Below are 11,777 nucleotides of genomic sequence, written 5' to 3'. Positions count from 1 at the left end.
CTTAGTTGGCCAAAATTGATATTTGTGATATGTGAGAAAGAGCTTCCAGGTTGTTGGTCAGCTCTTCCGTAATCATTTGATCGACTTCGATGACCATCAAGGCCATTTCACCTTTTTCTTTACGGCCCACTTCCATATGAGCGATATTCACACCGCGCGCAGCAATGGCGTTACAGACACTGGCTATGACGCCAGCACGATCATCATGGACGACGAGAAGCGCAGGATAATGTCCGGACAGGCGGAGCGGGAAACCGTTCAGCTCAACCACTTCAATCGTTCCCCCGCCAATAGAAATCCCGACCAGTTCCATCATGCCTTTTTGGTCACCGATGACAATCTTAGCAGTATTCGGATGCTCCGCTTCTTCCGTCTCCGGAATGAATTCAAACTTCATCCCGAGACGATCCGCATCGTCAAATGCGGTTTTAATGCGTTCATCGAATGTATCGTAATCGAGCAGCCCGCCGATGATGGCCAAATCAGTGCCATGCCCTTTATACGTTTCCGCAAATGAACCGTATAGATGAATCTTCGCCCATTCCGGCTGCCGGCCGTACAAGGAACGTGCCACTCGGCCAATCCTGGCGGCACCGGCGGTATGGGAAGAGGAAGGTCCGACCATGACAGGACCGATGATTTCAAACACTGATCTGAATTTCATACTCCAGGCTCCTTCCGTTCATATGTTCTGTTCTAGTAACTATTTTACACAAGAAATGATAGAAAAACAAAATTGTAGGCTGTTGTAATTCGTTGCCGTCAGCCCCCACCTCTATCATTATAATTGGAACGATATTGGATTATATATGGTCGGTCGGTGACCTTTTCTATTAGGTTCACGGTTTCAGAATAGCTTCGTTCAATCCAATCCATTCGGGATTTTCTAATTAAAAAAACAGGCAAAGATTTCTCTGCCTGTGCTCGTTTTTTATTCTACTGAAATGATATACGGATACAACGGCTGTTTGCCGTCGTAAAGCTCCACCTCTACATGATCGTACGTTTCTTCTATATAATCCTTGAAAACATTGGCATCTTCTTCGCTGACATCCTCACCATAAAGCAAGGTGACAATTTCATCTTCTTCGTCGATCATCGAAGCAAGCAGCGTTTTCATCACTTCCTCGACGGCCGGGGCGGAGGTGATGATTTTGCTCTCCGAAATGCCCATGAAATGGTCTTTTTTGATATCGACCCCGTCAATCGATGTGTCCCGCACCGCATATGTCACTTGACCTGTTTTGACATCGGATGCTGCGTCCGACATGGCGGACGCATTATCGTTGACATCGGCTTCCGGATTGAATGCGAGGATGGCAGCCAATCCTTGGGGCACAGATCGGGTCGGTACGACTGCCGCTTCGATGCCGGCCACTTCCGCGGCTTGCTCCGCCGCCATGATGATATTTTTATTATTCGGCAAAATGAGTGCCCGTTCTGCACCGACCTCTTTAATCGCCTTGACGATATCTTCCGTAGATGGATTCATCGTCTGGCCGCCTTCGATGACTGCAGAAGCTCCGACACTTCTCAATAAATCAGCGATGCCAGACCCCATGGCGACTGTAATGACGGCATACGGATGGCGTTCGGGTTTTGGCAGCGCTGTGGCGACATGACTCTCTCCGACGATTTCACTATGCTGTTCGCGCATGTTCTCAATTTTTATTTTAATCAAGGATCCGAATGTTTGGCCGTAGTTCAAGGCATCTCCCGGTTCTTCGGTATGGATATGTACTTTCGCGACTTCCTCGTCCGAGATGACAAGCAAAGAATCTCCGAAATTGCTCAGCGTTTGGCGGAATTCCGTCTCGTCGTATGGATTGTCCTGCAGTTTCCGGTCTTCGAATTTCACCATGAATTCCGTGCAGTATCCGTAGACGATATCTTCCGTATTCATGAACCCTTGCACGCTGCGGTGATGCTCTGCATTTACCAGGTCCTCCATTGATTGGATCTGTGTTTTTTCGGGAAGCGCTTCCCCTTTCAAACATGCCAAAAAGCCCTCGTAAACATAGACGAGACCTTGTCCGCCGCTATCGACGACACCGACTTCCTTCAAGACGGGCAGCAAATCGGGCGTCCGATCCAACGATGCCTTCGCCTCTTGCACGACCGCCTCCATGACAGCGACCACATCATCCGTCGTACCGGCCACTTCCACAGCATGACGTGCAGCATCTTTCGCAACCGTCAGAATGGTCCCTTCCACTGGCTTCATTACCGCTTTATACGCGGTATCCACCCCATACTGCAAAGCCGACGCAAACTTGACGCTATCGAGGGACGCTTCCCCTTCAATCGCTTTGCCGAAACCACGGAATAATTGTGAGAGGATTACCCCCGAATTTCCACGGGCCCCCATCAACAGACCTTTCGACAGGGCTTGAGCTGTTTGGCCGATATCGGACACCGCATTTGCTTTCGTTTCTTTCGCCCCGGAGGACATCGATAAATTCATATTCGTCCCGGTATCCCCGTCCGGTACCGGAAAGACATTGAGCGAGTCAACGTAGTCGGCGTTCTGGTATAGATGGTGGGCACCCATCTCCACCATTTCCGCAAATTTCAAACCATCGATAAATTTCATTGAAACTGTATCCTCCTTTTACAAGTTCGTCACCCGAACTCCTTGAACAAAAATATTAACGGATGTAACGGTCATGCCCAGCGTCTTTTTCAAGGTATACTTCACTTTGGATTGAACTTGATAGGCGACTTCGGAAATTTTCGTTCCGTATCCGACAATAATATACATATCGATGTGAATGTCGTCACCGATTGTACGGACGATGACGCCTCGTCCAAAATTCTCTTTCCGAAGGATTTCAGTGAGGCCGTCCCGGATCTGATGTCTTGAAGCCATCCCGACAATCCCATAACATTCGATTGCCGCTTCCCCGACCACTTGAGCGATGACGTCATTGGTGATATCGATCTTACCGAATTCGTTCTTCACTTCGATTGACATGAGTAGATCCCCCTTGCATCCTGATTAACTTTACTCATTGTACTATACCCGTCTCCATAATAAAAGAAAGCATTCCTAGCCGGATGCCTGAATTCGCGTCAAGGCAATTCACTTGAAAGATGTCGCGAAAATGGTTGCAACCCTCCATCCTATATGATAAAGTACTATGGTATGCGAATAACAAGTAGATCGCTTAATCATCATTCGCAAGGAGGTACTGAAAATGGCTAAAGAATGTGTTATCACAGGACGCAAAGCCCGTGCAGGGAATGCTCGTTCCCACGCGATGAACGCTAACCGACGCACATGGGGTGCGAACCTTCAAAAAGTCCGTATTCTTGTAAACGGTAAACCGAAGCGTGTATGGGTTTCTGCACGTGCACTTAAATCAGGAAAAGTTCAACGCGTATAAGCGAAGGACGCTTTCTGCATATGTGAGCGGATTTCCGCACACGAAGAAAAAGCTAATGATCCATATAGGATGGGTCATTAGCTTTTTTTCATGTAGTGGATTAGGGTGAAGGGCGGAATAGTTATCTGCGGTTTCTTGCAGATGTCAGCATTTGGGATATCTTATCAGCCGTTCTTCGAAGATATCAGCACTCAGGACAACTTATCAGCCGCTCCCCGAAGATATCGGCACTTGCGTCAAAATATCAGCCGTTCTCCAGGGATACCAGCACTCGGGACAACCTATCAGCCGTTCTTCAACACTCCAGACAAGCACAAATCCGATTTCCAGCTTCCTAAAGTAAAAACAGACGCTCGCAAACTAGCCGACTTAGAAAAAAACGCAAGGCTGGGTCGAGTCAGCCTTGCGCTTTTTCTTTCTTCCTCTTCTTGCTTTTCGCAGCGGTCGCTTTCGGTTTCTCGTCTTTCTGGAAAGCGACCATACATTTCCTCACAAAGCCACTCACGAATTTCGGCAGCGTAAATGTATAAACTCGCAAATCCCCACCCCTTTCAGGAATCTGAACTCCTTACCATTAAGCATATGCCTTCCCGGAAAGAGATAGTACAAACTTCTGAGGCGGTTTCATTGCTCGTGAATTTCGTAGTGCCGATTTCTAATGTTGCATCGACCGTTTCGTATTTGAACCCGGTCAGCGTCAGTTTTTTCACTGGGCCGACGAAGGAGAAGAACGAGATGAACGGATATCTTTCATCCCGGTTTATCCGATGGACGCCCGCCCGGAGGATGGATATTTCATTCGTTTGATTGGATATCATGAATTTGATGTGCTTATGTTCTTCTTGCAAGCGATGCATGAGATGAAGGGCAGCTTCCATATGATCCAATCTTCCCCCCGTCACCCCTGTCAAGATGACACGGTCCGGTTTAAAGGAAAGGGCATGCAGCACCGCCAGCTCCGTATCGGTCTGATCCTTCTCGGAGTCAGCTTTTTCAATATAACTGACCGACTCCAATATTTGATTATATTCCGCATCCGTCACGGAATCGAAATCCCCTATCGCCGCGTCCGGGATAATTCCGCTGCTCAACAGATGAACCGCTCCGCGATCCGCTCCGACGTACATGACATCTTCTTCGGCGAACACCTTCAAATCCAAGACATCGGCTTCCGGTCCTCCGGCACAGATTATTGCGAGTTTCATCTAATCAGCGCCCCTTCACCAGCGGATTTGATCTTCTGCAAGGCTTCTGCCCGATCTGGCGCATTGTAGATGGCGGAACCGGCGACAAAAATGGTGGCTCCTGCCTCTACACAAGGGATGATCGTTTCTTCATTGATCCCGCCATCGATTTCAATCTCAATCGACAGCTCCCGCTCCTTGATGATGTCCGCCAGTTGCTTCACTTTCGGAATGACGGAATGGATGAACTTTTGGCCACCGAACCCCGGATTGACCGTCATGAACAGTACCATATCCACTTCATCGAGAACATGCAAAATCGTTTCGACCGGTGTATGCGGATTAAGGACGACACCCGATTTGACCCCTTTCGACCGGATCAATTGCAAGGTGCGGTGCAGATGTCGACAAGCCTCCACATGGACGGTGATGTAATCTGCGCCTGCATCGGCAAAAGCCTCAATATACGCATCGGGATTTTCAATCATCAAATGCACATCAAGCGGTAGCTTCGTCACGGGACGCAGTGCTTCTACAACGATCGGACCCATGGTGATGTTCGGAACGAAATGGCCGTCCATGACATCAATGTGGATCAGTTCGGCACCGGCCGCCTCCACTTCTTTCACTTCTTCGGCTAGTTTTGAAAAATCTGCGGATAAAATGGAAGGTGCTATTTTAATCATTTTTATCATACCTCGGCTTTCGGTCGGTAATTTCCTGCATGAACTGCAAATAATGGTCATAACGATGGCGCGGGATATCCCCGGCGTCCACCTTGTCTTTCACTGCACACTTCGGCTCTTTCAAATGCAGGCAGCCGCGGAACTTGCAATCCGCGGACACCTCATCAAAATCAAGGAAATAATGGGGCAGTTCCTCTTTTTCAATATGATTGAAATCAAGGGAGCTGAACCCGGGCGTGTCCGCCACCAAGCCCCCTGCCACTTCATGCAGTTCCACATGGCGCGTCGTATGTCTTCCACGCCCCAAGGCATCGGATATCTCGCCCGTCCTCAGTTCCAATTCGGGCAACATCGTATTCAACAACGTCGATTTCCCGACGCCGGATTGGCCGGCCAAAACCGTCGTTTTCTCTTTCAAGTAAGGCTTTAGCGTCTCGAACAACGATTCATCCTTGATGAACGTCCGGATGACGTCGTATCCCATTTGCTCATAATAGGCTGCGGCTTCTTCGACGATACTACGTTCCGATTCCTGTGCCAAGTCCTTTTTCGTCAAGCAAATGACCGGCTCGATGCCGAACGATTCGACTACGACAAGAAACCGATCCAGCAAATGCAGGCTGAATGCCGGCTCCACCATGGAAAACACGAGCAATGCCTGATCGACATTCGCGATTGGCGGACGGACGAGTTCATTACGCCGCTCATGGACCACCGTAATGGTCGCATCATTCTCCCCGTCCGGAACGTATGTGACAAAATCGCCGACGAGAGGGGAAATGCCGCGATTGCGGAACACGCCCCTTCCCTTGCATTGAATCAATTCTCCATCCGCTTCCACGTAATAAAATCCGCTGATCGCCTTCCTGATTTGTCCTTCCGCCATCCTATCCCTCTTTCTATTGAGCATCATTATAGTCGATTCTCTCTGCCGCAATCTCGGTCGAATCCCGCATGATCCGATACGCGCCGACCTGCCCCTCTTCCAGTTCGATGGAAATTTTCTTACTCATTGTTTCGGTGATTTCGAACTCTTCGGCAGGTTCGTCCATGGTATGCTTCCGGTCCTGGATGTAGATGCGGATTGTCTGCGGAACCCGTTCCTCATTGCCATCCCAATTTCCGTACTCTTCATTCCATTCGGGCTCTTGTGGAGCATATTCGATCGTCACCGTTTGAATATAATGCTTAACCGGCTTCTTTTCAGGCCCTTTCGATAGGACGACTTCGATCTTTCCACCTTTCGGCAGTTCGGTGCCGGCTTTCGGTGTTTGGGAAATGACCCGGCCTGCAGGCACCGTGCCATGATACTGCTCACCGACGACTGAGATTTCAAACCCTGAATCTTCGGCATAGTCCCTTAGCTCGCTATCCGTGAAACCACTCAGCCCGGCTACCGATCTCTTTTCAATCCCTTTGCTCACAGTGAAGACGAGGTCAGTATGCTCCGGGACAATTTCCTCCCCCGTTTCAGGGTCTTGGCCGATGATTGTGCCGGGTGGTTCATCGGAAAACTCTTCCTTAGGCGTGATGGATTTGAATCCGTATTCCTCCAACACGTCCACGATCCGATCATAGTCATGCCCTATATAGCTTTTCATCTCGATTGTCTCTTTACCGGAACTGACGTAGATTATGACAGCTGTCCCCACATCCTGTTTCTCGCCGGCTTCCGGCATCGTGCGGGTGACTCGTCCTTTTTCGATTGTCTCCGAAGGTTCCTCCTCCTGCTTTTCCACCGTAAACCCTTCCTCCGCCAAGAGATCCTCCGCTTCTTTCACTTCCATGTCTTCCACTTTCGGGATTTCCTTTTGCTTTGGTCCGATCAAGCCGGGCAGCAGGAAGATTAGGAGCAAAATAACGAGTGCCCCTATGACGGATCCAACGATGATCGGCCATTTCTTCCTCTTTTTCTTTTGGGGAGGAGGTTCGGGAGTCGCAGGGGCGACCGGTTCGATCTTCTTCGTCCCTTCGACGTGCTCGAAATTTGCACTATCCCTGACAATCGGGATGGCAAGGGTTTTATCATCATCGAAAGGGATCGTGAACTTCTCTTCGTGCTGGCGTTCCGGTGATAATACCGTCAGCAGGTCATCGTACATCTCATCCGCCGACTGGTATCGGTACGAAGCATCCTTCGCCGTCGCTTTCAAGATGACGTTTTCCACGCTTTGCGGAATCTCCGGAAATAAAGCCCGTGCAGAAGGCGTCTCTTCCTGCAAATGCTTCAAGGCGATGGCCACTGCCGTCTCCGCTGAAAATGGCACTTCCCCTGTCAGCAGTTCATAGAACACGATTCCGAGTGAATAAATATCCGATTTTTTCGTAGCCATGCCGCCTCTTGCCTGTTCGGGTGATAAATAATGGACGGTTCCGATGACCGAATTGGTTTTCGTATGGACTGTCGCGCTCAGCGCCATTGCAATTCCGAAATCGGTTATTTTCACGTTTCCATCGGTACCCATCAAAATGTTCTGCGGCTTGATATCCCGATGGATGATACCGTTATGATGGGCATTCGAGATGGCCGATACGAGCTGGCGCATGATGGGCACAGCCTCTTCCGGCCGCAAAGGACCATTCGTTTGGATGAATTTTTTCAAGGTTTGCCCCTCGACATATTCCATGACGAGGTAATGAAGTTCCCCTTCCTCCCCGACATCGAATATATCGACGATGTTCGGATGGGTAAGGCTCGTTGCGGATAACGCCTCCCGCTTGAATCTCCGTTTCAGCTCATCTTCGTTGGCAAAGTCATAATTAAGCACTTTGATGGCGACATCCCGCTTCAGGATGATGTCATGGGCTAGATAAACCTTTGACATCCCCCCAGCACCGATCTCTTTCAAAATCTCATAGCGACCGCCGATTCTGCTTCCGATCATGGGAAATCCACCTCCCTATCGGACAAGTCGACCAGAATAACGGAAATATTATCTTCGCCACCTCTTTGATTCGCCAAGTCGATCAAAGTTCTCGCTTTGTCATGAAGAGACGCATCCGTCCATACGATTTCATGGATGGAGTCTTTGCAAAGTTTATTGCTCAGCCCATCCGTACAAAGCAGCAAGTAGGAGACGTCGGTTAGTTCTACTGTGTAAAAATCGGGTTGGATCGTCTTCTCAGAACCGACCGCCCGCATGATCCAATTCCGCTGGGGATGGACGGCGGCCTCTTCTTCCGTGATCTCACCGCTCTCCAGCAGGATATTGACGTAGGAATGGTCCCTTGTCACTTGCTCGATGCCATGTTCATTCAGCACATAGACACGGCTGTCCCCGATATGTGACACGAGGCACGTATTCCCTTGGACGAGAACCGCCTCCAAAGTCGTTCCCATTCCGGAATACTCTTCATGGTCCTTGGCATGTTCATAAATGAGACCATTGACGTGGATGACTGATTCCTGCAGCCACTCGTCCCATGGAAATGCTGCATCCACTTGCGCTGCTCCGAGCTCTTTGAAGCGCTCCCCTAAAACCCGGATTGCTGTGGAACTGGCAAAATCACCGCCGCGATGGCCTCCCATGCCGTCTGCGATCACCGCCAGGAGAATCCCTTCCGGAAGCGTATAAACAGCAGCGCTGTCTTCATTGATCGTCCTTTTCCTTCCGATGTCGGTCAAGACTTCGTACTGCACCATTCTTCCCCTCATTTCCAAATTACAACTCAATTCTCCCATTACCGGTTTTACGGAATGCTGCGACAAAAAAACCATCGCCGCCAAAATGCTGAGGCAGCACTTGGAGCATATCTTCTTCATTGTCCAGCTTCTTAAATTCTTCCAGACGGCCCAACGGAACCCTTTCCATATCCGCATGCTTTTGCAGGAATTGTTCCGCCACTTCCTGATTTTCCGCCGCATCGACCGTACAGGTGCTGTAGACAATGACTCCATCCGGCTTGATCAGTTCGTATGCTGTATCCAGAAGTTCCGACTGGATGATCGGCAAACCCGCCAAATCTTCTTCTGTCTTATTGTATTTGATTTCCGGTTTGCGCCGAATTACGCCGAAGCCACTGCAAGGGGCATCCACCAAGATCCGGTCAAACGACGCCGGTCCATAGAGTTCGGCCAACTTGCGGCTATCTCCACTTTTCGCTTGGATGGATGTCAGTCCTAGACGATCGGCATTCTCTCGGATGAGGGACAGTTTGTGTTCGTGGAGGTCATGCGCAAAAACCTCCCCCTCATCATTCATTAATTCTGCAATATGAGTCGTTTTTCCTCCCGGGGCTGCACACATATCGAGCACCCGCATCCCTGGTGACACATCGAGCGCCAAAGCGGGCAGCATCGAACTTTCATCTTGAATCGTGACATACCCTTTCCGGAACGCCTCGGTCTGGATCGGATTTCCTTTCAGCGGAATGAGCGCAGCAGGAGCCACTTCCCCATGTCTCACTTCGACTCCTTCCGATTGAAGCATCCCGATCACTTCTTCCACAGTCGCTTTCGTTCGGTTCACCCGAAGTGTAATGGCGGCTGGATTGTTGTTTTCATGCGCCATCGCCACTGCTTCCGCCTCGCCGTATTGCTCGGTCCATCTTTGGATCAGCCACTCGGGATGGCTCGTCTCGAGTGCCGTCTTCCGCGTCCCCTCCGGCAGTTCGTCCAAGGAACGCACCCCTTGGCGCATCACGTTGCGCAAGATGCCATTGACGGTCGGCGCAATCCGTTTATGCCCCCGCCTTTTCGCGATTTCCACCGCTTCGTGAACGACGGCATGGGGTGGAATCTTGGTCAAATAAACAATCTGATATAGGGAAAGCCGAAGAAGCTCCCGCACCCAATCATCCAGCTTCCCACGGACAAACGGCTCCAAATAATAGTCAAGTGCCATCCGATGCTGCAAGGTGCCATACGTCAACTCGGTCAATAAACCTCGATCCTTCGCCTCTATCCGGTATTTCTTGATCGTGCGGTTCAGCAGCAAGTTGCTGTACGCTTGATGTTGATTGATTTCCATTAAAATCGAAAGGGCGGCATCCCTAACATTTCCGTTCCAGATCTTCTGTCTCGGTTTCATCATTCGAACCGGTCTCCTTCACTCCATTTCGAACCGATGCCACGGACGAATACATCTGCCGGCATCCGCTTCTTTCCGGCAGGCTGCAGATCCGTGATGGCAATCGATGTATCATCGCCCGTTTTGACGATGATTCGATCTTGTTGAATCGCCAGGATCGTTCCCGGTGCTGCGTCAGCAGTGGACTTCCCTTTTTCCGCCCACCAGATTTTCACGTTCTCTCCGCCGAATGTCGTGTAAGCGACGGGCCATGGATGAAGGCCACGGATTTGATCGTAGATTGCCTTACCGCCATTCGACCAATCGATTTTTTCCTGTTCACGTGAAATATTACGTGCGAATGTCACTTGTTCCTCGTCTTGAGGAGTCCTTTTATTCGTCCCTTCTATAATAGAAGGAAGCGTCTCTTTCAACAAAGCCGTCCCCGCTTTGGAAAGCGATTCGAACAGGCTTCCGGTATGGTCGGTTTCCGCAATCGGAACACGCACTTGGGAGATGATATCTCCTGCATCCAACTTCTCCACCATATACATGATCGTCACCCCCGTTTCCGTCTCCCCATCGATGATCGCTTGATGGATCGGTGCGCCCCCTCTGTATTTAGGCAGCAAAGAAGCATGGACATTGATGCAGCCGAGGCGCGGAGCTTCCAGCAATTCCTTCGGCAAAAGTTGGCCGAATGCCGCCGTGACGATCAAGTCGGGGGCCAGAGCGATGATTTCCTCCAATTCTGTAGAGCCCTTCAACCTTTCCGGCTGGATCACCGGCAATCCGAGGCGAAGCGCTTCTTCCTTGACAGGCGGAGGCGTCAGTACTTTTTTTCTTCCGACCGGACGATCGGGCTGTGTCACGACAGCCAAAATCGTATGCCCTTCGTCATGTAGCATCGTTAAAACAGGGACGGAGAAATCCGGTGTTCCCATGAATACGATATTCGTCAAAGCACTTCCCCCTCTCCGTCCTCTTCATCGGCCGGATCCTCCTCGAATTCGGAAGGATCGACGACCCGAATAATTTTCGAATCAAACAAAATACCGTTCAAATGATCGATTTCATGGAGGATCGCTCTTGCTTCATAGTCTTCCGCTTCAATTTCATAGAGGGAGCCGTCCCGCTCCTGCGCTTCCACCCGCACAAAAAACGGGCGTTCCACTTCCCCGTACAATCCCGGGAAACTGAGGCAGCCTTCCACTTCGATTTCGGATCCGCCGATGGCCGTCACGACCGGGTTCACCATTTCGATGACGTCTTGTCCTTCCCCCATATCGACGATGGCAACACGTACCGCCTTGCCGACTTGAGGCGCAGCCAAGCCGATTCCGTCCGCCGCCACCATCGTTTCATACATATCGTCCAATAACTTGCCCAGCTCTTTATCAAATTTCACGACCTCTTCACATTTCTGTTGAAGGATGGGAGCAGGGTGTTTCACAATTTCCAAGATTGCCAATTCAATTCCTCATTTCTAGATCTAGTCCACAACAATTATTC

The 11,777-nt window shown here is 50.2% G+C and carries 13 protein-coding genes; 1 reads left to right on the top strand and 12 read right to left on the bottom strand.

Annotated elements, in window-relative coordinates:
• Window position 1 precedes the first annotated feature (1 nt).
• From sdaAB to OXB_RS10185, 3 genes are all read right to left on the bottom strand, one after another.
• Window positions 2-664, bottom strand: coding sequence for an L-serine ammonia-lyase, iron-sulfur-dependent subunit beta (gene sdaAB / locus OXB_RS10195; RefSeq protein WP_041073993.1), 663 nt, complete (start codon window positions 662-664; stop codon window positions 2-4).
• A 267-nt stretch (window positions 665-931) separates the two neighbouring features.
• On the bottom strand, window positions 932-2,593 hold the full coding sequence (locus OXB_RS10190; RefSeq protein WP_041073992.1) for a DAK2 domain-containing protein: 1,662 nt from the start codon (window positions 2,591-2,593) through the stop codon (window positions 932-934).
• A gap of 18 nt (window positions 2,594-2,611) precedes the next feature.
• Window positions 2,612-2,974: an Asp23/Gls24 family envelope stress response protein gene (locus OXB_RS10185; RefSeq protein WP_041073991.1), complete on the bottom strand. Its 363-nt coding sequence runs from the start codon at window positions 2,972-2,974 to the stop codon at window positions 2,612-2,614.
• A gap of 223 nt (window positions 2,975-3,197) precedes the next feature.
• On the opposite strand from OXB_RS10185, the gene rpmB reads away from it, so the two are divergent.
• On the top strand, window positions 3,198-3,386 hold the full coding sequence (rpmB, locus tag OXB_RS10180) for a 50S ribosomal protein L28 (RefSeq protein ID WP_041073990.1): 189 nt from the start codon (window positions 3,198-3,200) through the stop codon (window positions 3,384-3,386).
• A 397-nt stretch (window positions 3,387-3,783) separates the two neighbouring features.
• Here the strand turns inward: rpmB and spoVM are convergent, their stop codons facing one another.
• From spoVM to def, 9 genes are read right to left on the bottom strand one after another with little or no spacing between them, the layout of a single operon-like run.
• Window positions 3,784-3,924 carry a stage V sporulation protein SpoVM gene (spoVM, locus tag OXB_RS18450; RefSeq protein WP_144399682.1) on the bottom strand — a complete coding sequence of 47 codons (141 nt, stop codon included), beginning with the start codon at window positions 3,922-3,924 and terminating at the stop codon, window positions 3,784-3,786.
• Between the two features lie 13 nt (window positions 3,925-3,937).
• Window positions 3,938-4,591, bottom strand: a complete 654-nt coding sequence (locus tag OXB_RS10175; protein ID WP_041073958.1) for a thiamine diphosphokinase — start codon at window positions 4,589-4,591, stop codon at window positions 3,938-3,940.
• A complete protein-coding gene (gene rpe / locus OXB_RS10170; RefSeq protein ID WP_041076620.1) occupies window positions 4,588-5,256 on the bottom strand; it encodes a ribulose-phosphate 3-epimerase in 669 nt (222 codons plus the stop codon). The genes OXB_RS10175 and rpe overlap by 4 nt, the downstream gene beginning before the upstream one ends.
• Window positions 5,249-6,142, bottom strand: a complete 894-nt coding sequence (gene rsgA / locus OXB_RS10165; protein ID WP_041073955.1) for a ribosome small subunit-dependent GTPase A — start codon at window positions 6,140-6,142, stop codon at window positions 5,249-5,251. The genes rpe and rsgA overlap by 8 nt, the downstream gene beginning before the upstream one ends.
• A 13-nt stretch (window positions 6,143-6,155) precedes the next feature.
• Window positions 6,156-8,141, bottom strand: a complete 1,986-nt coding sequence (gene pknB, locus OXB_RS10160) for a Stk1 family PASTA domain-containing Ser/Thr kinase (protein ID WP_041073953.1) — start codon at window positions 8,139-8,141, stop codon at window positions 6,156-6,158.
• On the bottom strand, window positions 8,138-8,899 hold the full coding sequence (locus OXB_RS10155) for a Stp1/IreP family PP2C-type Ser/Thr phosphatase (protein WP_052483978.1): 762 nt from the start codon (window positions 8,897-8,899) through the stop codon (window positions 8,138-8,140). The genes pknB and OXB_RS10155 overlap by 4 nt, the downstream gene beginning before the upstream one ends.
• Before the next feature lie 19 nt (window positions 8,900-8,918).
• Window positions 8,919-10,289 (bottom strand): 16S rRNA (cytosine(967)-C(5))-methyltransferase RsmB, encoded by a 1,371-nt coding sequence (gene rsmB, locus OXB_RS10150; RefSeq protein ID WP_041073951.1) that lies wholly within the window; start codon window positions 10,287-10,289, stop codon window positions 8,919-8,921.
• Window positions 10,286-11,227 carry a methionyl-tRNA formyltransferase gene (gene fmt, locus OXB_RS10145; RefSeq protein WP_041073950.1) on the bottom strand — a complete coding sequence of 314 codons (942 nt, stop codon included), beginning with the start codon at window positions 11,225-11,227 and terminating at the stop codon, window positions 10,286-10,288. The genes rsmB and fmt overlap by 4 nt, the downstream gene beginning before the upstream one ends.
• Complete coding sequence (gene def, locus OXB_RS10140; RefSeq protein ID WP_041073947.1) at window positions 11,224-11,736, bottom strand: peptide deformylase; 513 nt, start codon at window positions 11,734-11,736, stop codon at window positions 11,224-11,226. Before def ends, fmt begins: the two co-directional genes overlap by 4 nt.
• Between the last annotated feature and the right edge of the window lie 41 nt (window positions 11,737-11,777).

Origin of the sequence: Bacillus sp. OxB-1 (assembly GCF_000829195.1) — a bacterium.
Lineage (GTDB): Bacteria > Bacillota > Bacilli > Bacillales_A > Planococcaceae > Sporosarcina.
The sequence above is the reverse complement of the archived record's forward strand: the minus strand, read 5'-3'. Positions and strand labels throughout refer to the sequence as shown.